This window comes from Streptomyces sp. NPDC048415, from assembly GCF_040651675.1.
Taxonomy (GTDB): domain Bacteria; phylum Actinomycetota; class Actinomycetes; order Streptomycetales; family Streptomycetaceae; genus Streptomyces.
Genome location: NZ_JBEZKJ010000007.1, coordinates 148,922 through 173,585, shown reverse-complemented (window position 1 = coordinate 173,585; position 24,664 = coordinate 148,922). Strand labels below are relative to the sequence as shown.

General features: G+C 69.5%; 19 protein-coding genes. 9 read left to right on the top strand and 10 right to left on the bottom strand.

What is annotated here, in order from left to right; all coding sequences use genetic code 11:
* Position 1 precedes the first annotated feature (1 nt).
* From mmsB to AB0D27_RS08330, 3 genes are all read left to right on the top strand, one after another.
* The gene (gene mmsB, locus AB0D27_RS08340) at positions 2-1,249 is read left to right on the top strand and encodes a multiple monosaccharide ABC transporter permease (RefSeq protein WP_362503845.1); all 1,248 of its coding nucleotides are present in this window, start codon (positions 2-4) and stop codon (positions 1,247-1,249) included.
* A 219-nt stretch (positions 1,250-1,468) separates the two neighbouring features.
* Positions 1,469-2,614 carry an aldose epimerase family protein gene (locus AB0D27_RS08335; protein ID WP_362503842.1) on the top strand — a complete coding sequence of 382 codons (1,146 nt, stop codon included), beginning with the start codon at positions 1,469-1,471 and terminating at the stop codon, positions 2,612-2,614.
* 128 nt (positions 2,615-2,742) lie between these two features.
* The gene (locus AB0D27_RS08330) at positions 2,743-4,692 is read left to right on the top strand and encodes an aminotransferase class I/II-fold pyridoxal phosphate-dependent enzyme (RefSeq protein WP_362503839.1); all 1,950 of its coding nucleotides are present in this window, start codon (positions 2,743-2,745) and stop codon (positions 4,690-4,692) included.
* 225 nt (positions 4,693-4,917) lie between these two features.
* Here AB0D27_RS08330 and AB0D27_RS08325 read toward each other — a convergent pair whose 3' ends face one another.
* On the bottom strand, positions 4,918-5,886 hold the full coding sequence (locus AB0D27_RS08325) for an arabinan endo-1,5-alpha-L-arabinosidase (RefSeq protein ID WP_362503836.1): 969 nt from the start codon (positions 5,884-5,886) through the stop codon (positions 4,918-4,920).
* A gap of 273 nt (positions 5,887-6,159) precedes the next feature.
* On the opposite strand from AB0D27_RS08325, the gene AB0D27_RS08320 reads away from it, so the two are divergent.
* The 4 genes from AB0D27_RS08320 to AB0D27_RS08305 all read left to right on the top strand — a co-directional run bounded on the left by AB0D27_RS08320 (position 6,160) and on the right by AB0D27_RS08305 (position 12,511).
* Positions 6,160-7,419 (top strand): extracellular solute-binding protein, encoded by a 1,260-nt coding sequence (locus tag AB0D27_RS08320; RefSeq protein WP_362503833.1) that lies wholly within the window; start codon positions 6,160-6,162, stop codon positions 7,417-7,419.
* A 225-nt stretch (positions 7,420-7,644) separates the two neighbouring features.
* Complete coding sequence (locus AB0D27_RS08315) at positions 7,645-8,406, top strand: intradiol ring-cleavage dioxygenase (RefSeq protein WP_362503830.1); 762 nt, start codon at positions 7,645-7,647, stop codon at positions 8,404-8,406.
* Positions 8,407-8,538: 132 nt separating this feature from the next.
* Positions 8,539-9,336, top strand: a complete 798-nt coding sequence (locus AB0D27_RS08310) for an alpha/beta hydrolase (protein ID WP_362503827.1) — start codon at positions 8,539-8,541, stop codon at positions 9,334-9,336.
* 181 nt (positions 9,337-9,517) lie between these two features.
* Positions 9,518-12,511: a beta-galactosidase gene (locus tag AB0D27_RS08305; protein ID WP_362503824.1), complete on the top strand. Its 2,994-nt coding sequence runs from the start codon at positions 9,518-9,520 to the stop codon at positions 12,509-12,511.
* Here the strand turns inward: AB0D27_RS08305 and AB0D27_RS08300 are convergent.
* The 9 genes from AB0D27_RS08300 to AB0D27_RS08260 form a co-directional block, all read right to left on the bottom strand.
* A complete protein-coding gene (locus tag AB0D27_RS08300) occupies positions 12,508-14,010 on the bottom strand; it encodes an alpha-N-arabinofuranosidase (RefSeq protein WP_362503821.1) in 1,503 nt (500 codons plus the stop codon). The two genes, AB0D27_RS08305 and AB0D27_RS08300, sit on opposite strands and share 4 nt — an antisense overlap.
* 151 nt (positions 14,011-14,161) lie before the next feature.
* Positions 14,162-15,130 (bottom strand): arabinan endo-1,5-alpha-L-arabinosidase, encoded by a 969-nt coding sequence (locus AB0D27_RS08295; RefSeq protein ID WP_362503818.1) that lies wholly within the window; start codon positions 15,128-15,130, stop codon positions 14,162-14,164.
* A gap of 21 nt (positions 15,131-15,151) precedes the next feature.
* Entirely contained in the window at positions 15,152-16,009 is an 858-nt protein-coding gene (locus AB0D27_RS08290; protein WP_362503815.1) for a carbohydrate ABC transporter permease, read from the bottom strand.
* The gene (locus AB0D27_RS08285) at positions 16,006-16,965 is read right to left on the bottom strand and encodes a sugar ABC transporter permease (RefSeq protein ID WP_362503812.1); all 960 of its coding nucleotides are present in this window, start codon (positions 16,963-16,965) and stop codon (positions 16,006-16,008) included. The genes AB0D27_RS08290 and AB0D27_RS08285 overlap by 4 nt, the downstream gene beginning before the upstream one ends.
* Entirely contained in the window at positions 16,962-18,314 is a 1,353-nt protein-coding gene (locus tag AB0D27_RS08280; RefSeq protein ID WP_362503809.1) for an extracellular solute-binding protein, read from the bottom strand. The genes AB0D27_RS08285 and AB0D27_RS08280 overlap by 4 nt, the downstream gene beginning before the upstream one ends.
* Positions 18,315-18,493: 179 nt before the next feature.
* Positions 18,494-19,339 carry an SMP-30/gluconolactonase/LRE family protein gene (locus tag AB0D27_RS08275; RefSeq protein ID WP_362503806.1) on the bottom strand — a complete coding sequence of 282 codons (846 nt, stop codon included), beginning with the start codon at positions 19,337-19,339 and terminating at the stop codon, positions 18,494-18,496.
* Positions 19,336-20,109 (bottom strand): IclR family transcriptional regulator, encoded by a 774-nt coding sequence (locus tag AB0D27_RS08270; protein WP_362503803.1) that lies wholly within the window; start codon positions 20,107-20,109, stop codon positions 19,336-19,338. Before AB0D27_RS08270 ends, AB0D27_RS08275 begins: the two co-directional genes overlap by 4 nt.
* Before the next feature lie 116 nt (positions 20,110-20,225).
* Entirely contained in the window at positions 20,226-21,470 is a 1,245-nt protein-coding gene (locus AB0D27_RS08265) for a helix-turn-helix domain-containing protein (protein ID WP_362503893.1), read from the bottom strand.
* Positions 21,471-21,511: 41 nt separating this feature from the next.
* Positions 21,512-21,664 carry a hypothetical protein gene (locus AB0D27_RS08260; protein ID WP_362503800.1) on the bottom strand — a complete coding sequence of 51 codons (153 nt, stop codon included), beginning with the start codon at positions 21,662-21,664 and terminating at the stop codon, positions 21,512-21,514.
* Between the two features lie 417 nt (positions 21,665-22,081).
* Here AB0D27_RS08260 and AB0D27_RS08255 point away from each other — a divergent pair, with 417 nt between their 5' ends.
* Positions 22,082-23,059 carry a DUF3068 domain-containing protein gene (locus tag AB0D27_RS08255; protein WP_362503797.1) on the top strand — a complete coding sequence of 326 codons (978 nt, stop codon included), beginning with the start codon at positions 22,082-22,084 and terminating at the stop codon, positions 23,057-23,059.
* A 316-nt stretch (positions 23,060-23,375) separates the two neighbouring features.
* Complete coding sequence (locus tag AB0D27_RS08250) at positions 23,376-24,527, top strand: glycosyltransferase family 4 protein (RefSeq protein WP_362503795.1); 1,152 nt, start codon at positions 23,376-23,378, stop codon at positions 24,525-24,527.
* Positions 24,528-24,664: the final 137 nt, after the last annotated feature.

The window sequence follows — 24,664 nt, the reverse complement described above, 5'->3', positions numbered from 1 at the left end:
CATGAGCGCCAATGTCACGGCCAAGACCCCGGCCGAAGCGACGCCCGGAGGAAGTCCCTCCGGATCCGGCGGCCCCGGCCTGCTCGGGCTGCTGATCGACGGCATGCGCAGCAATATGCGCCAGTACGGCATGCTGATCGCCCTCGGGGTGATCGTGGCCCTGTTCGCGGTGTGGACCGGCGGCGACCTGCTCCTGCCGCGCAACGTGTCCAACCTGGTGCTGCAGAACAGCTACATCCTGATCCTCGCGATCGGCATGATGATCGTCATCATCGCGGGCCACATCGACCTGTCGGTCGGCTCGATCACCGCCTTCATAGGTGGTGTGGCCGCGGTACTGATGGTCAACCACAATGTGCCCTGGCCGCTCGCGGTGCTGCTGTGCCTGGCCGTGGGAGCCGCCGCGGGGGCGGCGCAAGGGTTCATGATCGCCTATCTGGGCATGCCGTCGTTCATCGTGACGCTCGCCGGCATGCTGATCTTCCGCGGTCTGACCGAGGTCTTCCTCAAGGGCCAGACGCTCGGCCCGTTCCCGGAGGGCCTGCAGAAGGTCGCCAACGGCTTCCTGCCGGAGATCGGCCCGAACACGAACTACCACAACCTCACACTGCTGCTCGGGCTCGTGCTGATCGGCTTTGTGATCTGGCGTGAGGTCAAGGACCGCAGGCGGCAGGCGGAGTACTCCCTCGAGGTACTGCCCGCCAACCTGTTCGCGGTCAAGCTCGCCCTGCTGAGCGCGGCGATCATCGCCCTCACCATGGAACTCGGCAGCTACAAGGGCGCCCCGGTGGTCCTGCTGGTCCTCGCCGTACTCCTGGTCGGCTTCGGCTACGTCATGCGCAACGTGGTCGTCGGCCGCCATGTCTACGCGATCGGCGGCAACCTGCCCGCGGCCCGGCTGTCGGGCGTCCGGGACAAGAAGGTCACCTTCCTGGTCTTCCTCAACATGGGGATGCTGGCCGCGCTGGCGGGTCTCGTCTTCGCCGCGCGGTTCAACGGAGCCTCGCCGAAGGCCGGCGTCAACTTCGAACTCGAGGCCATCGCCGCGTCCTTCATCGGCGGTGCCTCGATGAGCGGCGGCGTGGGCACCATCCTCGGCGCCATCGTCGGCGGCCTGGTCCTCGGTGTGCTCAACAACGGTATGAACCTCGTCGGCGTCGGCACCGACTGGCAGGGGGTCATCAAGGGCCTCGTGCTGCTGGCGGCGGTCGGCTTCGACGTGTGGAACAAGCGCAAGGTCGGTTCGTAAACGACTGGGGCCCCGCCAACCGGCGGGGCCCCATGTCCTTGCAGGACTCGGCTTCCTTCATTGCAGGAGCCGCATGTGACTCCGCCCGCCCCCTGAAGGCGGCGCGCTTCCAGCTGCGGTCCAGCCCGAACCGATCCCCGTGGGAACAACAGAAAGATACGGCATCACTACGCAACGCACAGGCCGGGGAAGCGATTCCCCCACCAACCAGGAGCCGCAATGGATACAAGCAGACGCACCGTCATCGCCGCGGCGGCCGCCGCGGGACTGACCGCCGCCACAGTCGGCACCGCACACGCCTCGGGAGGCAGGAAGCCGGTGAAGGAGCTCTTCGGCAAGCTCGCCGACGGCACGAAGGTCTACCGCTGGTCGCTGGAGAACGGCGGGACGAGGCTCAAGGTCCTCTCGTACGGCGGGATCGTGCAGTCCCTGGAGATCCCCGACCGGCACGGGAAGTACAAGAACGTCTCCCTCGGCTTCGACAACATCGAGGACTACGTCGCCAAGACCCCGTACTTCGGCGCGCTGATCGGCCGCTACGGCAACCGCATAGCCAAGGGCCAGTTCACCCTCGACGGCAAGAGCTACCAGCTGTCCGTCAACGACGGCGTCAACAGCCTGCACGGCGGCACCAAGGGCTTCGACAAGCACGTCTGGGACGTGGAGGGCTTCACCTCCGGCTCCGACGTCGGCCTCGTCCTGCACTACGCCAGCGTCGACGGCGAGATGGGCTACCCCGGCACGCTCAAGACGAAGGTCACCTACACCCTCAACAGGCACGGCGACTGGCGCATCGACTACGAGGCCACCACCGACAAGGCCACCGTCGTCAACCTCACCAGCCACGTCTACTGGAACCTGGCCGGCGAGGGCAGCGGCTCGATCTACGACCACGAGCTGAAGATCGCCGCCTCCCGCTACACCCCCGTCGACTCGGGCCTGATCCCCACCGGTGAGCTGGCCGAGGTCGCGGGCACCCCCTTCGACTTCCGCCACGCCAAGACGGTCGGCGCGGACATCCGGGTCGCCAACCAGCAGCTGCTGTACGGCAAGGGCATCGACCACAACTGGGTCCTCGACAAGGGGATCACGGCGAAGCCCGAGCACATCGCGACCCTGCGCGACCCGTCCTCCGGACGCACCCTGAAGATCGCCACCGACCAGCCGGGCCTGCAGTTCTACTCGGGCAACTTCCTGGACGGCACGCTCGTCGGCACCGGCGGGCACATCTACCGGCAGGGCGACGCGCTGTGCCTGGAGACCCAGCACTTCCCCGACTCGCCGAACCACCCGTCGTTCCCGTCGACGGTGCTGCGGCCGGGCGAGACGTACCGCACGACGACGGTGCACACGTTCAGCGCCTGACGCTGCTCGGGGGATCGCGGTTCCCGAAGTCACACTTCGTTCACACCAGTTGAACAGCGCCACCTCCGTATCCGTATGAAAGGGCGGCCCGTGCTCCCCCGCACGGGCCACCTAAAGACGGAGGTTCCATGGCCGGCAATGTCACCTCGCTCTTTGGCGGCTCCGCGGCGCACAGCCCGTCGATGGCCGCACTGACGCGGGAGAGTGACGGGACCGGCCCGGTGGACTTCTGCATCCCGTGCAACCCGTACTTCCCCACGCCCGCGATGTTCGACGAACTCGCGGGCCGGCTGCGCGAGATCATCACGTACTACCCGAGCAGCGCCGACACCATCACCGCCGAGCTGTGCTCGCTGCTCCGGCTTCCGCCGCAGTGCGTCGCGATGGGCAACGGTTCCACCGAACTCATCACGTGGATCGACCACTTGCTGGTCCGCGAATCCCTCGCGATACCCGTCCCCACGTTCGGCCGCTGGACCGACCAGCCGATGGAGACCGGCAAGCGGGTCGACATGTTCCCGCTCCAGGAGTCCGCCGGATTCGCCCTGGACCTCGCCGCGTACGCCGAGTTCATCCGGGCGCGCGGCACCCGCGTCGCCGTCCTGTGCAACCCGAACAACCCCGACGGCGGCTTCCTCCCCCGCCGCTCGGTCGTCCAGTTCATGGACGCGATGGCGGACCTGGACCTGATCGTCATCGACGAGTCGTTCCTGGAGTTCGCCGACGCCGAGTCCGACCCCAGCGTGGTCGAGGACGCGGTGATGCGTCCCAACGTCATCGTGCTGCGCAGCCTCGGCAAGAACTTCGGACTGCACGGCATCCGCTTCGGCTACCTCGTCGCCAACCCGGCCCTCGCGGGCAAGGTCCGCTCCATGCTGCCCAAGTGGAACCTCAACTCCTTCGCGGAGACCGTGGTGTTCATGCTCAAGGAGCACGGCGCCGAGTACATGGAGAGCCTGCACATGGTCCGCCGGGACCGGCTCGACATGGCCCGTCAGCTCTCCGCGCTGCCGGGCCTCACGGTCTATCCGTCGCAGGGCAACTTCCTCTTCGTACGCCTCCCCGTGGGCGCCGAGGGCACCGTGGTCCGGGACCGGCTGCTCACCGAGCACCGGATCCTGGTCCGCGAGTGCGGCAACAAGATCGGTTCGTCCAGTCGCTTCCTGAGACTCGTGGTGCGCCCCCAGGTGGACGTGCGTCGCCTGGTGTCCGGCCTGGAACAGGTGCTCTACGGGACCAGGAGGGGAGCCGCCGTGCCCGAGCTGGGCACAGGGACCAGCTACAGCTCGGGTACGGCGGCGGTGGACCGCTTGGTCAGCGCCACGAACGGGGCGGGGATGCAGGGGCTGGCCGCGCGTGCCCACCAGTGGCCCGGGCCCGCCCAGGCGCAGCCCGCGCCGATGCCGAGCCTTCCCGCCGCGCAACCCGCGGGGGTGTCGAACTTCCCCGCCCCGCAACCCGGCGGTGTGTCGAACTTCCCCGCCCCGCAGCCCGCGCCGATGCCGATGCCGAGCCTTCCCGCCGCCCAACCCGCGGGTGTGTCGAACTTCCCCGCCCCGCAGCCTGCGGCGGCGCAAGCCACGCAGGCACCGCGCCTGCCGGCCGCGCAGGTCCCGGCGGTGGCGAGCTTTCCGGCCGCGCAGGGGGGACAGGGCGGGCAGGTGCCCGGCCTTCCTGCCCCGCAGCCTGCGGGGGTGCCCGCCTTCCCCGGCGGGCAGCAGGTGGAGGTGTCCCACTTCCCCGGCGCGCAGCCTGCGGGAGTGTCCAGCTTCCCGACCCCGCAGCCCACCGCCTGGCCGGCCCCGGCGCAGGCGCAGCCGCCCGGCGCGATGCCGGCGCCCGCTCCCGCCATGCCCGGTATGGCACCGGCCCCGGCCGCCGGGCTGCAGCCCGCCGCCCAGACCGGCATGCCCGGGATGGCCGGGAGGCAAGGGATGTCCGCCTCGCAGGGCGCGCAGGGAGGGCTGACCGCTGCGCAGGTCCGGGGCCGGACGCAGCCGGAACCGGAGCCGCAGCCCCAGCAGGCGGCCACCGGCTGGCCCGCCGTGGGCGCGATGCTCTACAACCAGGCGGGCTAGGGCCGGTCCGGCGGATCAGGTAGGAGGAAAGCCACGGCACCTGATCAGCGCAGGTGAGCGGGGCCATGGGGCCCCCGCGCGAGCGTGTCCGAGCGTGGGGGAGCGTCCAGCCGCAAGGCGGAGGAGGGATGTCGACGCGATGGGGGTCCCCCGTGCGAGCGAAGCCGAGCGTGCGGGAGGGCGTGCCCGGCCCCGCGTCTCCGGCATGATCCGCCGGACAGGGCCCTAGTACGCGACGGGCCAACCCGTGCTCCAGTTCAGGAGGTTGATCCCGAGCTTCGGCGTCCCGCTGTCGTTGCCGTCGTAGTAGTGGTAGACGATCAGGTCGCCCTCCGTGTCGGCCATGATGGACTCGCCGCCGGGGCCGATGACCGACCCGTGGGACTCCAGCACCGGCGTGCCGCCGTTGTTGAGCAGGGCGACGCCACTCTGGTCGTAGTACGGGCCGGTGACGCTCGTGGCCCGGCCGGCCTTGACCTTGTACGTGGAGCTGGTGCCCTGGCAGCAGACGTCGTACGAGGCGAACAGGTAGTAGTAGCCGCCCCGTTTGACGATGTACGGCGCTTCGACGGCCTTCGTCCCGGTCGGCCGCGAGGCGATCGAGTACCGGGTGGTGTTGCTCGACAGCTGCTTCCCGGTCGACGGGTCGATCTGGATCATCTTGATGCCGGTCCACCAACTGCCGAAGGACAGCCACCACGTGCCGTCGTCGTCCACGAAGAGGTTCGGGTCGATGGCGTTGTAGTCGCTGGAGCTGGTGGAGGTGTAGACGATCCCGTAGTCGCTCCAGGAGCCCGGCAGTCCGGTCGTCGAACCGGCGAGTCCGATGGCCGACGTGTTGGACCCGAAGGTCGAAACGGCGTAGTACATCAGGTACTTGCCACCGTGGTACGAGATGTCGGGGGCCCACGCCTCGGTCGCGTACGTCGACCACCAGCCGGGTTTGGTGGTGAACGCGTCACTGCCGGCCGTGAAGGCGATCCGGTCCGTGGAGGTCTTGTAGCTCAGGCCGCCACCGGTGGCGTACAGCAGATACCGTCCTGCCGAGGTGCGGATCATCGTCGGGTCGTGCACGACGACCGAGCCGGTGACGGTGCCGGGGTTGGGGTAGGCGCTCGCGGTGCCGGGGACGAGCGCGAGCAGGATCGCGGCCGGGACGGCGAGGAGCGCGGTTCTGCGGGAGATGCGGCTCACGCGGACCCTCCTTCGGGGAGAGATGTTCGGTATTTTGAACACTGGCCAGGACTTCGAACGGGACCGTAGAATCGAAGCGCTTGCGCGTCAACGCTTCGCGCACACCCAACCCCCGTCACTTTCCGGTCATTTCGAGCCACTCGCGTCACATTCATGGAACAAGAACGCAATCGCCACGGCCCTGTGCACCGCCTTCCGTCCGGCTTACGATCGACGCGCTTCGTCTACGCGCGTCAAAGGTGTGGACCAGAGCTGGAACAGAGGGTGATGACCGTGCACCGCAGAGCCCGGATTCTGCTGACGATGACGGCCGCGCTCGGCCTTACGGCGGGGGTGAGCGGCTGCGGCGCGGAAACGCAGGCGGACGCGCACACCGTCACCCTGACCGTCGTCGCGACCAACTACGGCGACAGCGTCCACAAGAACTCGCTGGGCTACTGGGACCGGGTCGGACTCGCCTTCCAGACCTCCCACCCGGGCGTCCGTGTAGTCGCGAAGGTCTACCCCGCCGGCACCGTGGACGCGAAGGTCGCCGAGCTGGTGAAGCAGGGCAGGGCGCCCGACGTCGTACAGACCGACAGCTTCGCCGAGTACGCCGCCAAGGGCCTGCTCTACTCGGCGGACGAGCTGCTGTCGATCCCCGTGCAGGGCGCGTTCGTGCCGAGCCTCGCCGAGGCCGGGAAGGTGGAAGGCACCCAGTACGGGCTGCCGTTCACCGCGAGCACCCGGCTGCTCTACTACAACAAGGACCTTTTCCGTCAGGCCGGCCTCGAACCGCCCACCACCTGGCAGGAACTCCTCGTCGCCGCACGGGTGTTGAGGGCGCAGGGCGTGAAGTACCCGATCGCGCTGCCTCTCGGCCCCGAGGAGGCGGAGGCGGAGACGCTGGGCTGGCTGCTGGCCGGAGAGGGCGGCTACACCGACAGCACCGGCGGCTACGACTTCACCTCCGACGCCAATGTGTCGACGCTCAAGTGGCTCAAGTCCCGCCTCGTCGAAGCGGGGCTCACCGGCCCGGTCGCTCCGGCCGAGCTGAACCGCGACGCGGCGCTTGAGGCCTTCCTCAACGGTGAGGCGGGGATGGTCAACGCCCCGCTCTCCCTGATGCGCCAGATCGAGGACTCCTCGCTGAACGTGCCCTACGGCACCGTCCCGCTGCCGAGCCGCACCGGCAAGGAGGTCCCGACCATGGGCACCGCCGACTGGACCATCGCCTTCAAATCGGCCGGACACCGTGAACAGACCGGTCAGTTCCTCGACTTCCTGTACGGCGACAAGTACGTCACCGAGCAGGCCGCCGAATACCAGCTCCTGCCCGTCACCGCGCCTGTGAGCTCGGCCATGCGCGCCGACAAGCAGTACCGCACCCTGTGGAACGGCCTGGACGCACTCGGCAACATGGACCTCTACCCGCTCTCCGAGACAAGCTGGTCACGGGTGTCGGCGGCGATCAGGTCGAAGATCGGCACGGCGGTGGCCCCGGGCGGCGATCCGGGGAGGGTACTGGCCTCGATCGCGCAGACGGGGGGCTGACCGGACACGCACGGGCCGCTCGACCGCTTGACCAGGGCCGGCCACCCCGGCAGCTCGACCTCCGCACACAGGGTCTTGCCGGACGGTACGTCACCGGGCCCCGGCGGCAGTGGCCGGCTGAACATGCGTGGCCCACGGAGCCTTGTCCGGCAAGGAACTTGACGCCTCGTCATTTTGCATGACTGACAGCTGACCAACAGCATCCCCTCCTACGGTGCCGTGTCCATGACAGACACTTCAGAAGCCCCGATCGGGCGCCGCACCGTACTGATCGCCACGGGCGCCACGGCCGCAGCACTGGCCGTGGGCGCCGCAGCACCTGAAGCCCCCGCAGCCGACGCGGCGGATGCCGCCCCCGCCGCCGCGGCGGCCGTCTGCACCCTCACCAAGGAGATGACCGAAGGCCCCTACTACCTCGACGGACAACTCGTCCGCTCCGACGTCACGGAAGGCAAGGCGGGCGCCCCCCTCAAGCTCACGCTCACCGTCGTGGACGACGACACCTGCGCCCCGATCGGCAACGCCCTCGTGGAGATCTGGCACTCCGACGCGCTCGGCGAGTACTCGGGCTTCGTCGGCAACAACGGCCACAACGAGGCGGACGACGGCACGTTCCTGCGCGGCGGCGTCCTCACCGACTCGAGCGGCGTCGCGAACATCACGACGATCTACCCCGGCTGGTACAGAGGCCGCTGTGTGCACATCCACGTGAAGGTGCGCACCGGCGTCACCCTCACCTCCGACGGCTCCTTCACCGGCGGTCAGGAGCTCCACACCGGCCAGCTCTTCTTCAGCGAGACGGTGACGACGGCGATGGCCAAGGTCTCCCCGTACTCCACCAACACGGTCACCCGCACCACCCTCGCCCAGGACTCCGTCTACGACGACGCAGGCGCCGCCTCGGGCCTCCTCACCCTGACGGCCCTGGGCGGCTCGGCCGCGTCCGGCTACTCAGGCACGCTGACCCTGGGCATCGAACAGGGCTGACCCGCACACCTTCCCCCCACGGAAGAAGGGGCGGCCCGGCACGCCCCGGGCCGCCCCGCGCACGACCGATGAGTTCGTCGCGTCCGCCCGGTCTCACTAGTGTCGGCACAGCACCCCACCAGGACGGACGTGATGACCGTGAACCCCGCAGACCCGACTCAGACCCCCGAGGCCGCCTATGCGAAGGTCAACGGCCTGGAGATGTACTACGAGGTGCACGGCAGCGCTCCAGGGCCTCAGCGCCCGCTGGTGCTGCTGCACGGCGGGGTCCAGACCGTCGATCTGGCCTTCGGAGCGATCCTTCCGGCACTGGCCCGTACCCGGCACGTCGTGGCCCCGGAACTGCAGGGCCACGGTCACACCGCCGACATCGACCGCGACATCACCGTTGCGAACCTGGCCTCGGACGTGGTGGCGCTGCTGGACGAACTCGGCATCCCGCAGGCGGACTTCCTCGGCTTCAGCCTGGGCGGTCTGACCGCCCTGGAGGTCGCCGCACGTCACCCCGAGCGCGTCGGCCGCCTCGTACTGGCCTCCACCCAGTTCACCCAGGACGGCTACCACGACGAGGTCCGCACCCCCGACTTCACCTCGCCCCGTCTGCCCAGCCAGGCCGACTTCCAGCAGATGGCCGACGCCTACACGCGCACCGCCCCGCATCCGGAGCACTTCCAGGACTTCCTCACCAGGACCACGGCAGCGGCCCACGCCCCGCTCCCCTGGACCCCCGAGGACCTGCGCGCCCTGACAGCCCCCACCCTCCTCGTCATCGGCGACACGGACTTCGTCCGCGTCGAGCACGCCGCCGAGATGCACCGCCTCATCCCCGACGCGCGCCTGGCCGTCCTGCCCGCCACGACCCACATCGCCCTCATGCAGCGCACACCCTTCCTGCTGCCCATCCTGGAGGAGTTCCTCGGCATCCAGTAGCGGCCGGGTCACGCGCCGGGTGAGGAGGATTCGCCGACGGAGCCGGTCCTCCGGGGACGTGGACACAGCCGTTCCCCGGGCGGCGAGCCCCGTACCCCCGTACCGCCTAATCCCCTGCGCCAAGATCCTCATATACGTGGACAATGGCCGCACCCGCGCCGCTGTTCCGGGAGGACTTCGCATGGTGTTGAGCAGACGTACCTTCAGCGCACTCGCCGGTAGCGCAGCGCTCGGTCTCTCGCTGAGCGGCAGCGGGAACGGTGAAGCGAGCGCCGCCGGACGCGGGCACACCGCTCCCACCGGGCCGGCGCCCGGGCCGTCGGCGGCGGACGGCAAGGCGCACACCGTCGGCTTCGACCGTTACTCCATGCTGATCGACGGCAAGCGCCTCGTGCTCTGGTCCGGCGAGGTCCACCCCTTCCGGCTGCCGAGTCCGTCCCTATGGCGGGACGTCCTGCAGAAGCTGCGCTCGCACGGCTACAACACGATCAGCGTCTATGTGTCGTGGAACTACCACTCCCCCGCTCCCGGCACGTACGACTTCTCTGGCGTCCGCGACCTCGACCTGTTCCTGCGGACCGCCGCCGAGACCGGTCTGTACGTCATCCTGCGGCCCGGCCCGTACATCAACGCCGAGGTCGACGCGGGCGGCTTCCCCGGCTGGCTGACCGTCACCAAGGGCACGGCCCGCACCTCCGACCCCACCTACCTGAAGTACGTGGACGAGTGGCTGACCGCCGTCGACCGGATCGCCGCCCGGCACCTGTACACCAAGGGCAGCGGCACGATCGTCCTGTACCAGCTGGAGAACGAGTACGCGAACAATGTCAGCAGCCCCGTGGGCCGCGACTACATGACCCACTTGTACACGAAGGTCCGCTCGGACGGCATCGACGTACCGCTCTTCCACAACGACAAGGGCAGAAACGGCTATTGGGCGCCGGACACCTTCGACTCGGTCGGCGAGAGGGGGCGTTACCTGTACGCCTTCGACGGCTATCCCTCACCCGACACGGTTCCGCCCGACTGGGGCTACTTCGGCATCGGCGGTACGAAGGGCGGCTCGACCGCGAGCCCCCAGACCCCCGGATTCCTGGCCGAGTTCGGGGGCGGGTGGTTCGATCCGTGGGGCGGGGCGGAGTTCGACGGCAAGGGGTACGCGGAGTCGCGACGGACCCGGGACGCGGCGTACGAGCGGCGCTTCTACCTCACCAACCTCGCCAACGGCATCAAGGTCCACAACGTCTACATGACCTTCGGCGGCACCTCCTGGGGCTGGCTGCCCGCGCCGATCGTCTACACGTCGTACGACTACGGGGCCGCCCTCGACGAGGCCCGGCAGGCCACCGCCAAGCTGATCCCGATGCACCAGATCGGCCAACTGCTCCACTCGGCGCCCGACTTGGCGAAGCTGGACCGCGCCGAGGACGTCACGGTCGGCGACACCGCTGCCGCCCTCGGCGTCAAGGCGTACCACCTCGTCAACCCGGACACGAAGGCGCATGTCTACGTGCTGCGCAATGACAGCCCCAGTGAGATCGTCGCCTCCGTGCCGCTCGCCGGGACGACCCTCCCCGTGCCGCTCCCCGGCCTCGACGCCCGCCTGCTCGCCACCCACATCTGCCTCGGGCGGCGGACGTTGAGGTACTCCACGGCGCAGCCCATGCTGTGGCTCACCGCCGGGCGTCAGGACATCGCCGTGTTCACAGGGCGGCCGGGCGAGTCGACGCGGACCGCGCTGGAGTGCGCGAGCGAGCCGACGGTCACCGTGCTGGAGGGGAGCGTCGAACACGAGTACGCGGATGGGGCGCTGTGCGTACACGCCCAACTGCGCGGGCTCACTCGGGTATTGGTGGAAGGCGGCGGCACCTCGGCGCCCCTCCTGCTGCTGCTCGCCGACGACGAGACCTCCGGACGGCTGTGGCGGCACGACACCCCGTCGGGCCCGGTGCTGGTGCGCGGCCCGGCGCTGGTGCGCACAGCGGCCCTGCGCGGCACGACCGTCCATCTCACCGGGGACACGGTCGAGGCGGCGGATCTGGAGGTCTGGGGGCCGCGCGGGGCGACTGAAGTGGTGTGGAACCAGGGCACGTTGCAGTCGCGCGCCACGAAGTCCGGGAGCCTGCGGGCCGTGCAGCCGCTGCCCGGCGTATCCGGTGTCCAGCTCCCCGCGCTGACCAACTGGCGCCGTTCGGCCGAGAATCCGGAGTCCGCCGCCGACTACGACGACGCGAAGTGGAAGCCCGCCAACAAGAAGACCTCCCACAGCGTCACCCCCGTACCGGCCGGGCAGCCCGTGCTGTTCGCCGACGACTACGGCTTCCACTACGGGGATGTCTGGTACCGGGGGCGCTTCACGGACGGGGGCGGGGCGCAGTCCGTATCGCTGTCGTACATCTCGGGCGCGCAGGGGCTGCTCATGGCGTGGCTGGACGGAAAGCCGCTGGGGACGCACCGGATGCCGGTGCCGGACAAGAAGACGGTCCGGCAGGGGACGTGGGCCGCCACGGCCACCTTCCCCGTCAAGCCGGAGGCCGTCAGGGGCGGCGGCCCGCATGTCCTGTCCGTCCTCGTCCGGCGTATGCAGCACGACGAGGACGGAGCGGCGCGGGACACCCACAAGGTGGCCCGGGGACTGACGGCCGTGACCTTCGAGGGGGCTTCGCCCGCGCTGACTTGGAGTATCCAGGGAGAGGTGTCCCCCGATCCGGTGCGTGGTCCGCTCAACAACGGGGGGCTGTACGGGGAGCGCCACGGCTGGCACCTGCCGGGGTTCTCGGACGGCGACTGGAAGGTCGTGGACTTTCCGCGCGCCGAGCGGCGGCAGGGCGTCACCTGGTACCGCACCGGCTTCCGGCTCGCCGTCGACGCCGGCGTGGACGCCTCGATCGGGCTCACGCTCACCGACGACCCGGCGCGCGCCTACCGCGTCCAGATCTTCCTGAACGGCTGGAACATGGGCCAGTACATCAACGACGTGGGTCCCCAGCACACCTTCGTCCTGCCGAACGGGGTGCTGCGCACACGGGGGCTCAACACACTAGCCCTCGCTGTCCTGTCCGACGGAACCACACCCGCGGGTCCCGGCCAGGTGAAGCTGACGCTGTTGGGCAGCGCCGCCGGAGGAGTACCGGTGACAGCGGTGGACTCCCCCGGCCGCGCTCACACGGGCTAGCTCAGCCGGATCACGTTCCACGACAGCGGCTCCAGGACGGCGCTGAGCGTGCCGTCCTGGAGGGTGGTCCCCTCGACCTGGTGGAGAGTGACGCGCTCCTGGTCGTCGAGGGTGTTGGTGGCGTCCGGGTCCGCGTCGGCGAGCGCGCTGTGCTCGACGACCGTGGTCAACCCCAGTCGGCTCAGCGAGACTTCGAGCGGCAGCGGCTCGGTCTGGCTGCGGTTGACGGCGAAGACGGTGACCGAGCCGTCCTCGGCGCGCACGGCGGTGGCGTGCAGCAGATCCGCCTCGCCGTACTTCTTCGTCTCGTACGTCGGCGACTCCACCCGTACGTCGAGGACCTGACCGCGTCCGTACTGCGCGGCCTGCGCGAACGGGAAGAACGTCGTCTGCCGCCAGGCCGGCCCACCCGGCTCCGTCATGATCGGCGCGATGACGTTGACGAGCTGAGCGAGACAGGCGACGGTCACCCGGTCCGCGTGCCGCAGCAGCGCGATGAGCAGGGAGCCGAAGACGACCGCGTCCGTGACGGAGTAGACGTCCTCGAGCAGGCGCGGGGCCTCCTGCCAGTCCTCGACCGGGTGCGGGTTGGGCCGGCTCTGGTACCAGACGTTCCACTCGTCGAAGGAGAGGTTGATCTTCTTCTTGGACTTCAGACGGGCGCCCACGTGGTCGCAGGTCGCCACCACGTTCTCGATGAAAGACTCGGTGTCGACGGCGGAGGCGAGGAAGGAGTCCCGGTCGCCGTCGGTCTCCTCGTAGTAGGCGTGCAGAGAGATGTAGTCGACGAGGTCGTACGTCTCCTGAAGCACGGTCGCCTCCCACTCGGCGAATGTCTCGATACCCTGACCGGAGGAGCCGCACGCTACGAGTTCGAGGTCCGGCTCGATCTGCCGCATCGCGCGAGCCGTTTCGGCGGCGAGACGGCCGTACTCCTCGGCGGTCTTGTGACCGGTCTGCCAGGGGCCGTCCATCTCGTTGCCCAGGCACCACAGCCGGATGCCGAACGGATCCTTGTCGCCGTGCGCCACCCTGAGGTCAGAACGAGCCGTTCCCGACGGGTGGTTGGCGTACTCCTGGAGTTCCAGGGCCTCGGCCACTCCGCGCGTGCCGAGGTTGATCGCCATCATCGGCTCGGCCTGCGGGCCGATCTTCTTCAGGAAGGCGATGTACTCGCTGAGCCCGAAGCGGTTGGACTCGGTGGAGCGCCAGGCGAGGTCGAGACGGCGGGGCCGCTCCTCCACCGGGCCCACCGAGTCCTCCCACTTGTAGCCGGACACGAAGTTGCCACCGGGGTAGCGGATCGCGGTGACACCGAGCTCGCGGACCAGTTCCAGCACGTCCTCGCGCAGGCCCGCCTCGTCGGCCGAGGGGTGGCCGGGCTCGTAGATGCCGGTGTAGACGCAGCGGCCGAGGTGTTCGACGAAGGATCCGAAGAGACGGGGGTCGACCTCCCCGATGGTGAAGGAGGGGTCAAGGGCGAAGCGGGCGGTGCGCATGATTTCCCTTCGTGGCATGTGCATGAGGTGGTTCTGTTGCGTGGAGTGGTTCTGTTGCGTGGAGTGGTTCTGTTTGCGTGGGCGACTGCGGGTTCCTCGTGGCTGATCGCGCCCACGCGGCGGAGCCGCACATGGGCACAGCCCCGCGCCCCTAACCGGCGCTTGGCCAGCCGTTCTTGTCCCAGCTCAGCGTGTTCAGGCCCAGCTTCGGCGTGCCCGAGTCCTCGGCGTCGTAGTAGTGGTACGCCAGGACGTCTCGCCCCTTGTCCTTGAAGACCGACTCGCCGCCCGGGCCCACGTAGCGGCCGTGTCCGGCCAGGAGCAGGTCGCCGCCGCCCTCCAGCATGGGCGTACCCGTGCTGTCCACGTACGGGCCGGTCACCGAGGTCGAGCGGCCGACCCGGATCTTGTAGGTGGAGTTCACGCCGGCGCAGCAGGCGTCGTAGGAGGCGAAGAGGTAGTAGTAGCGGCCGTGCTTGACGACGTACGGGCCCTCCACCGCGTACGGCGCGTCCGGGCGGGTCGCCAGGTGGTGGACGGTGGCGGCTTCGATGGCCTTGCCGGTCCTCGGGTCGAGTCGGACCATGCGGATGCCGGTCCAGTAGGAGCCGAAGGCCATCCAGAGCTTGCCGTCGGCCCTGGTGATCGCCGGGTCGATGGCGTTCCAGGTGTCGGTCGTCCCGGAGGTGAAGACCTTGCCGTGATCGGTCCAGGTGCCGGGCAGGCCGCTCGGGGAGGTAGCCACTCCGATCGCGGAATGGTTGGTGCCCCAGGACGAGACCGCGTAGTACAGCCAGTAGCGGCCGTCGCGGTAGGAGATGTCGGGTGCCCACGGGTCGCCGGTGGAGTTGTATTCGTACCACCAGCTCGGCGGCGCCGCGAAGGCGTTGCCCGCGTCGTCCCACTGGACGCGGTCCTTGGAGAGGCGGGCGCCGATGACGCCACCCGTCGAATAGGCGACGTATCCGCCGGACTTGAGGTGGATGACCGTGGGGTCGTGGATGATCTGCTGGCCGGTGAGGGGCCCAGGGTCGGGGTAGGTCACGTGGGCCTGGGCGGTGGTCGGCAGCAGGGCGATGACGGCGGCGGCGAGCAGGGTCGCGAGTCTGAGGCGCTTCAACTGTGTGTCTCCTCTCGGGAGTTACTGGCCCGCGAGACCGGTGTGCGCGACACCGGCGACGATCTGGCGCTGGAAGAAGACGAAGACGATGATCAGCGGCAGGCCCGCCATGAGGCCGCCGGCCATGAGCTGGGCCCACTGGATGCCGTAGGAGTTCATGACGGTCGCGATGCCGTTCGGCATGGTCATCAGGTCGGGGTTGTTGGTCACCATGTACGGCCACAGGAAGTTGTTCCAGGACGCGATGAAGGTGAAGATGCCGACCGCGGAGAGCGACGGGCGCGACAGCGGCACGATGATGGTGAAGAAGACCCGCCAGCGGCCCGCGCCGTCGATGAAGGCGGCCTCCTCCAGCTCCCTCGGGATGCCCTGGAAGAACTTGTAGAGGATGTAGACCATGGCGGCGGGCGCGCACTGCGGCAGGATCATGCCCCAGTAGGTGTCGACCATCCCCATCTGCTGGACCGTGGTGAACAGGGGCACGCCGAGGACGGCGGGCGACACCATGAGCCCCGCCATGACGAGGCCCATCAGGGCGCCCTTGAAGCGGAACTCGGTGCGCGCGAAGCCGTAGCCGGCGAGGGCGCTGACCACCAGCACGATGGCCGTGACGCAGACGGAGACGACGAACGAGTTCACGAACCAATTGGTGATGTTGCCGGTCTCGAAGATGGCCTTCCAGGCCTGGACCGTCCACACCTTCGGCAGCCAGTGCGGCGGCACCTCGACGGCCTCGGTCTCCGACTTGAGGGAGGTGAACAGGGCCCAGGCCAGCGGCGCCACCCACACCGCAGAGACGGCGACACCGAGCAGGGTGAGGACGATCTGGCTGGGGGTCCAGGGCTTCCGGGTCTTGACGCGAATCTGCGTGGCGGTCATCGCACGCCCTCCTCACGCTTGCGCAGCAGCCACATCCGGCCGAGGGCGACGGACGCGATGATCACGAAGAAGATGATGGAGATCGCGGAGGCATAGCCCACGCGGTAGCTGGTGAAGCCCTCTTCGAGGGTGTACTGGACGAAGGTGCGCGTCGATTCCTCGGGCCCGGGGCCGAAGTCGTAGATCACGACGGCCTGGTCGAAGACCTGGAGCGAGGCAAGGATCTGCAGGGCGATGACGAGCCCGGTGATGTTGCGCAGCATCGGCAGGGTGATGTGCACCATGCGGTGCCAGGCGTTGGCCCCGTCCAGCTTGGCGGCCTCGTACAGGTGGTCGGGGATGGACTGGAGGGCGGCGAGGTAGAGGAGAAAGCTGAAGCCGACCGTCCACCACAGGGTGCAGATGACCACGGCGAGCATGGCCGTGGACTTCTCGGTGAGCCAGGCCGTGTCGATGCCCAGGACGTAATTCACCATCCCGGTACCGGGGTTGAACAGCCACTGCCACAGGTTTCCCGCAACCGTGGACGGCAGCAGGAACGGGGCGAAGAAGCACAGCCGCCACAGCCACTTGGCGCGCTCGATGTGGTGGGCGAGCATCGCCATCAGGAAGGCGAGGACGGTGATGCAGGGCACGACCAGAAGCGTGAAGTAGGCGCTGTGGCCGAGGGAGTTCCACACCAGCGGGTCGTGGAAGGCCTCGCGGTAGTTGTCCCAGCCGGTGAAGTTGGCGCCGACGCCCGAGACGTTGGCGTCGGTGAAGCTCAGGTACACGCCCCGCAGGACCGGCCAGATCACGAAGAGGGCGAACAGGACGAGGAACGGCGCGATGAACCAGCCGCCGTGCTGGAGCCTGCGCCCCGTGCGGGCCCGGAGGCTGTCCGTGTTCCCGGCGCTGGTGGAACGGATCCGCTTCGAGGCGGGCGCGAGCGTGGCTCCGGCGCTGGTCGTCGTCATGCGGCACCTCCCTGCGTCTGCGCGGCGGTGTGGCCGTCCATCGGGTTCTTCATGGCCAGCAGCTTTTCCAGCACGTTCTTCATGCTGTGGGCGGCGGCGGCCGGCTTCGCGGAGCCGAGGTTGGAGGAGGCGACGACGGGCCCGATGCGGGCGGCGAGCGTGCCGGTGGAGCCCGCGAACCACGCCTTCGGCTCGGTCGCCTGGTGGAACATCGCGGAGACGTACTCGTTCTGCGGGGTGAGCTTCTTGTACGCGGCGGACTCGAGGGTCGGCGTGTACGCGGGGATGTGGCCGCCCGCCGCCCAGGCGAGGGCGTTCTTGACGATGTACGCGGCCAGCCGGTGCGCGCCCTCGTTCGAGGCGCCGCCCCGGCCAGACTGGTGCGGCAGGACGAAGGAGTGCGACTCGGCGTGGGTCGCCTGCTTGCCGAAGACCGGGGGCAGTGGGGTCGCGCCGTACTCGATCTTCGCGCCCGAGTAGACGGGCACGGACCAGTTGCCCTCCCAGACGAAGGGCGAGCCGTTCATGAACTGCTCGGCGTCGGCCGCGCCGGCGATGGCGTACCCGTCGGTGATGTGCCGGCGCAGGAACTCCAGGACCTGGGTGGCCTTGTCCTCGTCGAAGACGACGTCCGTCATCGCGTAGTTGAAGTAGCTCCCGCCGAGCTGGGTGTAGAAGGCGACGAAGAACCACCAGGCGAAGTTCTGGTCGTTGGCGTGGATGCCGACGGTCTGCAGGCCCTTCTTGGTCACCTTCTTGGCGGCCTTCAGGGCGTCGAACCACTCCTTGGTGGAGGTGATCGGGACGATGCGGCCGTCGTCGCCGAGGAGACCGGCCTTCTTCAGGACGTCCTTGCGGTAGAACGACAGCTGGGCGTGGATGTCGAGGGGCAGCGCGTAGAGCTTGCCGTCGATCACGGCGCGCTTCCACAGCGCCGGGTTGAAGTCCTGCTCTCGGATGCCGTACTTGGTGAGCAGGTCCATGTCCCAGGGATCCAGGAGCCGCCCCGGCGCGAAGCCGGTGACACGCCCCAGGTGCATGACGCTGAGGTCGGGCGCACGGCTGCCGGAGGCCGCCATGGCGAGCTTGGTGTAGTACGGATTGCCCCACTGGAGGGTCGAATCCTTCACGTCGATGTCGGGGTTCGCTTTACGGAAGGCGTCCAGCATCGCGATCATGTTGTAGCCGTCGCCGCCGCTGAAGAGGTTCCAGTAGCGGACGCGGGTGCTCGCGCTGGACGCGAGTGCGTCCGCGCCGGTGCCGAGCGCGGCGAAACCGAGGCTGCCGGCGACTGTCAACCCGCCTACTCCAGCCAGGAGTTGCCTGCGATTCAGGCCAGGTCGTCCCATGCCCTGCCCTTACTGTTCGAGATTTCGATAGGTGATCGCAACATCGAACGGGACCGTAAAATCGAAGCGCTTCCGCGTCAATGGGTTGCGCAAAACTTTCGAACGGCGTGCGGGATATCGGACGTCGGAGACGCCGATGTCCCTGCCCGGGCGGTGGGCAGGGACATCGCGGAGCGGCCCTAGCCGGCGAACGCGGGCTGCGGCAGGCCCTTTCCGGCGCCGGGGACGACCAGCACCGAGCCGGAGAGCGGGTGCGGGGCGTCCAGGCCCGTACGGGCTGTCGTGATGTAGAGGTCGGCCAGGTCGGGGCCCCCGAACGCGCAGGCGGTGGGGCGGCGGACGGGAAGCTCGATCACGCGGTCGAGGGCTCCGTCCGGCGTGTAGCGGCGCACCGCTCCGCCGTCCCACAGGGCCACCCAGACGCAGCCGTCGGCGTCGACGGTGAGCCCGTCGGGGAATCCGTCGCCTTCGTCGATGGCAGCCAATTGCCGTCTATTCACCGTCAGTTGACCCCCGCTCACATCGAACACATCGATCCGGCGCGTCGGCGAGTCGATGTAGTACACCAGCCGGCCGTCCGGGCTCCAGCCCGTGCCGTTGCTGACGGCCACATCGTCGAGGAGCGTGTGTACGGTGCCGTCCGGGGCGATCCGGGACAGGGTTCCGCCGCCGGGCGCCTCGTCGTAGCGCATGGTGCCGCACCACAGCGAGCCGTCGGGCGCCACCGCCGCGTCGTTCGCCCGGCGGCCGGGGACGACCTCCCGGTGCAGCCACCGGAAGCCTTCCGGGCCGTAAGTCGCCACGCCGTCAACGAGGTTGACGACCAGACCGCCGCCCGCGCGGGGCTTCGCGGCGCCCACGTGCTGCTCGGTGGCCATGACCGTGCGATGCCCTGAGCCGGGGTCGTAGGTGTGGACCCGGGAGCCGAGGATGTCGACCCAGATGAGCCGCTGTTCGCCCGGGTCCCAGGTCGGCCCCTCGCCGAGGGCAGCCTCCGCGCGGACCGCGACCTCGACGGCCGTCATACGACGCTCCGGTGCCCGAGCCGCTCGGACAGCTCGGCGGCACCCTTGGCGGTGAGCTGCTCCAGTTCGGCGCGGCGCTCGTCGCTCCAGCGGATCATCGGTACGGAGATGGAGAACGCGGCGACGACCCGCCCTGTGCGGTCGCGCACCGGGGCGGCGACACAGCTGACGTCCGGATTGGACTCGCGGCTCTCCACGGCGATGCCGCGCTGCCGGATCTCGGCGAGGGCCTCACGCAGGGCGCCCGGCTCGGTGATGCTGTTGGGCGTCATCGCGACGAGGTCGGCGTCGTCGGGGATGCGGGAGCTCAGCTCCGGCTCGGGGAGCGAGGCGAGCAGCATCTTGCCGACGGAGGTGCAGTGCGCGGGCAGCCTGCGGCCCGCCGCCGACACCATGCGCACGGCGTGCGTGGAGTCGACCTTCGCGATGTAGATGACGTCGGTGCCCTCGAGGATGGCCACGTGCACGGTCTCGTCGCAGGTCTCGGCGACCGAGCGGGCGACCTGCTGGCCCTCGGCGGCGAGGTCCAGCTGCTCGGCGTAGCGGCTGCCGAGCTGGTACGGGCGTACGCCGAGCCGGTAGCGTCCCGGTTGTCCGGGCACCTGCACGATGTACGAGCGGGCGGCGAGCGTGGTGACCAGCTCGTGCACGGTGGTGCGGGGCAGCTGCAGCTTGCGCACGATGTCGGGGGCGGAGAGAGTCCCGTCCCCGTCGAGGAAGAGCTCCATGATGTCCAGAGCTCGGGTCACGGCAGGTACGAGGCGTCCCACAACCGGCCCCCTCCCTATGTTCGAAATTTCAACAGACGATCGGCATGACGAACACAGGCTAGTCATAGTGGGCTACGGCGGGCAATGGGTGGGGGCGGGGTGCGTTCCGGGGCCCCTCAGCGGCGGGCGCGGGGATCGCCCAGTTCGCCCCGCAGCCGTTGCGCCCGCAGCACCAGTTCGAGCTCGAAGCGCCGGTCGGGGTTGTCTATCTCGTCGCCCCACAGTTCGCGGATCTGGCGCAGGCGATAGCGGACCGTCTGGGGATGCACCCCGAGCCGGGCCGCGACCTCGGGTGCGCCACCGCGTGTTTCCAGCCAGGCGAGCAGCGTCTCGGCGAGCCGGCGCCCGTGGGTGGGACCGCAGTGCGCGAGGGGAGCCAGGCACCGCAGGGCGAGGTCGTCGATCAGCTCCTCGGGCTGGAGGAGAACCAGGGCCTCCGTGTGCTCCGTACAGTGCAGGACCTCCCCGGCGGGGAGGAGCCCCCGCTCCATGAGCCGTACGGCGGCCTCGGCCCAGCGCAGTGACTTCGCCGCGTCGGCCAGCGGCACCGGGGGTCCGATGGCACCGGACCAGCCGGTCAGCGCCCGGTGCAGCAGCTCAGGGCGCCCGGCCGCGTCGGGCTCGGGCACGACCATGCGGGGCTGCTCGTACTCCATGTCGAGCAGCACGCTCTGTCCGACGGCCGGCGCGACGGCCTCCCGGGCGGGACGCAGCAGCACGCCGACGGCGACCCGATCGGGCAGCGGCCAGCCGACGCGGGCGGCGCGTTCGACGAGCGCCTCGGCCGGGTCGCCGCGGGGGTGGTGCTCGGCGAGCAGTAACTCCATCAGGCGGCGCTGCAGGCGCAGCCGCTCCCCGGCCTGCCGGGCCGCGGCCTCGGCGTATCCCCGTACGGACTGGTCCACCAGGCCGTCCAGATACTCGTATCCCGCGTCGACCAGCTCGTACATCGCCGGTGGCGGGATATCGACCCGCTGCCCGATCTCCGCGAAGCGGCGCCAGGCGAGCCTGACGCCCAGCCGGTAGATCGCCTGGAGGGCGTCGAGGCTGCGGCCGTGCAGGCCCTCGCCCCGGCCGAACTCCTGGAAGACCTCGGGGTGGACGCGCGGGCGGCCCTCCGCCGTCTCCAGATGCTGCACGAAGACCTCGATGGCGCGGCGGATGCCGACCAGGGCCATCGGCTCGCCGGAGTCGTCGAGGACGAGGGGCAGCTGTGGGTACTCGCGGCGGATCTCACGCAGGATCTCCTCGGCGAGCGCGGGCGCCTCGGCCATGGCGATCGCCGCGAACTGGCGCACCTGGAGACGGGGGACGTCATGCCAGGCCGAGCGCACGATGACGGTTCCCGGGCGAGCCCGCACCTTTGGGGCCGCCTCCGCCGCAACCCTCCGGCTCGGCACGGTCAGCGCTCCTGGTCGGCATGCTCGTAGGTGATCAGCGGGGTGTTCGGCTGGTCGGGGGTCGCGTCGAGCAGCGCGACGATGCCGAGGGCGGCGCCCACGGCGAGCGCGGCGGCGGCCGCCACGGTCAGTGCGGCGGCGAGCAGTCTGGACATCGCAGGGTCAGCCTCTCTGTCGGAGGTCGTCCCCACCCCGGCACACCACGCAGCCGTGGTCATGCGGCTTTGCGGCCCCTGCCCAATCCCGTATGCCGGATCCGTCCGGTGGGGCGGTGCGCCGGTCCCGTCCGGTCACCGGTCCCATCCGGTGCTCCGGTCCCATCCGGTTCACCGATCCCGTTCGGTCACCGGTTCAGGGTCCCGTCCGGTCACCGGTCCCGGTCGCGGCCCGCCGGTCGCGTCCGGCAAGTCCTCAGTCTCGACAATGCATTGACACTCCGTCAAGGGTGCGCCTACGGTTCCCGGCCCATACCGCACGTGCACTTTCCCTCCTGGTGTCGACGCATCCATATCACCCCGTAACATCCGATATCACCCGTGCGTCGAGCCTCCTCACGCCCCTGGAGTGCCCGGATGCGCCGGAAAGTCTCACCCGTCTCCCTGATCCTTCTTGGCCTCGGCACCTTCCTGCTCGTGCTGGCCCCGATGCTCGTCTGGTACGTGGAACCACGTGCCGCCGTGAACCCGATCGACATCGACACCACCGCCGTCTACACCGGCAAGGGCAGCGTCTTCGACGTCGACAAGGTCGAGACCGTCCCCGACCAGAAGATCACCGTGACCCAGGTGGTGCGCGGCGACGTCGCCGACAGTGAGCGCAGCGGAAAGGCCGTCTGGGACGTGACGACGACGGTCGACACGGACAAGTCGCTGCCCGCGGCCGACCCGCACGACGCCCTGGAGTTCATGCCGGGCCGCTGGGTGACCGACCGGAGGACCAATGAACCGGCGCACTGCTGCAAGGAGAGCCCGTACTACGAGGGCGAGGCGTATCTGAAGTTCCCCTTCGACGTGCAGAAACGCGCATACCGCTGGTGGGACAACTCCCTTGGTGCGACGGTGACTTTGCACTACAAGGGTACGAAGAAGATCCGCGGGTACGAGGGGTACCGGTTCACCGGAACCGTCCCCGCCACCCGGACCGGGAGCCGGCTGGTGCCCGGCGCGATCGTCGGTGAGCCGCAGCGCAGCCAGGTGCTCGCCGAGGAGTGGTACGCCAACCATCTGATCGAGCTGGTCGCCGACCAGCGCACCGGCCGGGTGATCTACGCCCAGGTCGGCCCGCGCCGGACGCTGCGTGCCCCGGGCTCCAAGAAGGACGCAGCGGTGCTGCTGGACAGCAAGAAGCTGGCCTTCACCGCCGGAACGCAGCAGGACCAGGTGAAACAGGCGAAGACCGAGAGCGGTCAACTGCGCCTGGTGGGGCAGGCCTTGCCGATCGGTGCCGGTGCGCTGGGTTTCGTCCTCGCCGCGGTGGGGGCCGTTTTGGTGGTACGCGGGCGCCCGGATCCCGATACGTCCGAGTCGTCCCCGCCTTCTCTCACGATGTGATGTGCCGTCAGCTCCACAAAGGGCGGAAATTGTCACCTCGGTGAGTAGCCGCAGGGAACGGCTGGGCGAAAACTGTCCAACCCCACCCGAGCACAGCCCGCCCACATCCCGGTTACAGCCAAGGCCCACGACTCCCACAGTTCAGCAGATTTTCCAGCGCCATCCACCGTAAGAACTCCGGAAGAAACGTCACCCCACCGGACGTGAACGCCGGCGCCTCCCGGTGCCGGCGGTACCGCCACCGACAGATGACAGATCCGCACCTCGCCCCGCCCCCCACACTGAGTTCCGCACCCTGAGACGAGTTGGAGCACCTATGCCCCAGCACGTGCCTTCCCCGCTGCGCACCGCGTTCCCGCGCGCCGCGCAGTACCCCCCGGCGCTGCCCCCACATCCGCGCCGCATCGTCTTCCTCGCCCGCCGCGATCTCGCAAATCCGGCGGCGGGCGGCTCCGAACTCCTGGTCGACCGGCTGGCCGAAGGGCTGACTCAGCTCGGTCACCAAGTCACCCTGCTGTGCGGCGGGCCCGCGGCCTACCGCGACTACCGGGTCGTCTCCGCGGGCGGCGACCTGGGTCACTTTCTGCGCGCCCGCCCCGCGTTCCACCGCCAGGTCGGTGACTGCGATCTGCTGGTCGAGGTGTGCAACGGCATGCCGTATCTGGCGCCGCTGTGGCACCACGGTCCCACGCTCTGCCTGGTCAACCATGTCCACACGGACCTGTGGAAGATGCGGTTCGCAGGGCCGCTTGCGCCCGCCGCCCGGCTCGGCCGAAGACTCGAACACTGGGCGCTGGCCGGGGCGCAGCGCCACAATCTCCTGGTCGCCGTCTCCCCGTCGACGGCACACGCCCTGCACGCGATCGGGGTGGAACGGGACCGCATACGGGTCGTGCACAACGGGGTCGAGGAGCCGGGGCCCCGCGCCGACCGCTCGCCGGAACCACTGTTCGTGGCGATGGGACGGCTGGTCGAGTACAAACGGATCGATCTGCTGCTGCGGCTGTGGGAGCGGGTGCGGCCGGTCACCGGGGGTCGGCTGGTGATCGTCGGAGACGGCCCGGAGCGCGAACGCCTCGAGCAACTCGCCGGGCCCGGCGTGGAGTTCACCGGCCATGTCTCCGAGGCCGAGAAGCACCGGCTGCTGTGCGCGGCGTGGCTGCTGCTGCATCCGTCCGCCGTCGAGGGCTGGGGCCTGGTGGTCACCGAGGCCGCCGCGCGCGAGACGCCGGCCATCGCCTTCGACGTACCCGGCCTGCGCGACTCCGTCGTCGACGGCGAGACCGGCCTGCTGACCCGCGGCGAGTCCTCCTTCGCGGCGGCCTGGTGCACGCTCGCGCTGTCCACCCACCGGCGCGCCCTCATGGGCAAGGCGGCCCGCGACCACGCGGCCCGCTACCGCTGGAACCACACGGTCCGCCAGTTCGGAGCGGTGGCCGCGGAGGCGGTCACCTCCTGGCGGAGGTGACGCCCATGGATCCCGACATACCCCGCCGAACCGCCCCCGCCGGCCTGCCCCCGCTGCGGCCCGACACGAACACCGACGAGCTGCCCGCGAAGCGGGAGCCGGCACCCTCGCGGGTGGCAGCACCCTCGCAGGCGCCG

Excerpts from the sequence above, each read along its gene's own strand:
- AB0D27_RS08290 (WP_362503815.1), bottom strand. The coding sequence starts at position 16,009 with ATGACCGCCACGCAGATTCGCGTCAAGACCCGGAAGCCCTGGACCCCC.
- AB0D27_RS08260 (WP_362503800.1), bottom strand. The coding sequence starts at position 21,664 with ATGTCCAGACTGCTCGCCGCCGCACTGACCGTGGCGGCCGCCGCCGCG.
- AB0D27_RS08255 (WP_362503797.1), top strand. The coding sequence starts at position 22,082 with ATGCGCCGGAAAGTCTCACCCGTCTCCCTGATCCTTCTTGGCCTCGGC.
- AB0D27_RS08250 (WP_362503795.1), top strand. The coding sequence starts at position 23,376 with ATGCCCCAGCACGTGCCTTCCCCGCTGCGCACCGCGTTCCCGCGCGCC.
- AB0D27_RS08335 (WP_362503842.1), top strand. The coding sequence starts at position 1,469 with ATGGATACAAGCAGACGCACCGTCATCGCCGCGGCGGCCGCCGCGGGA.
- mmsB (WP_362503845.1), top strand. The coding sequence starts at position 2 with ATGAGCGCCAATGTCACGGCCAAGACCCCGGCCGAAGCGACGCCCGGA.
- AB0D27_RS08275 (WP_362503806.1), bottom strand. The coding sequence starts at position 19,339 with ATGACGGCCGTCGAGGTCGCGGTCCGCGCGGAGGCTGCCCTCGGCGAG.
- AB0D27_RS08330 (WP_362503839.1), top strand. The coding sequence starts at position 2,743 with ATGGCCGGCAATGTCACCTCGCTCTTTGGCGGCTCCGCGGCGCACAGC.
- AB0D27_RS08305 (WP_362503824.1), top strand. The coding sequence starts at position 9,518 with ATGGTGTTGAGCAGACGTACCTTCAGCGCACTCGCCGGTAGCGCAGCG.
- AB0D27_RS08310 (WP_362503827.1), top strand. The coding sequence starts at position 8,539 with ATGACCGTGAACCCCGCAGACCCGACTCAGACCCCCGAGGCCGCCTAT.
- AB0D27_RS08280 (WP_362503809.1), bottom strand. The coding sequence starts at position 18,314 with ATGGGACGACCTGGCCTGAATCGCAGGCAACTCCTGGCTGGAGTAGGC.
- AB0D27_RS08300 (WP_362503821.1), bottom strand. The coding sequence starts at position 14,010 with ATGCGCACCGCCCGCTTCGCCCTTGACCCCTCCTTCACCATCGGGGAG.
- AB0D27_RS08315 (WP_362503830.1), top strand. The coding sequence starts at position 7,645 with ATGACAGACACTTCAGAAGCCCCGATCGGGCGCCGCACCGTACTGATC.
- AB0D27_RS08285 (WP_362503812.1), bottom strand. The coding sequence starts at position 16,965 with ATGACGACGACCAGCGCCGGAGCCACGCTCGCGCCCGCCTCGAAGCGG.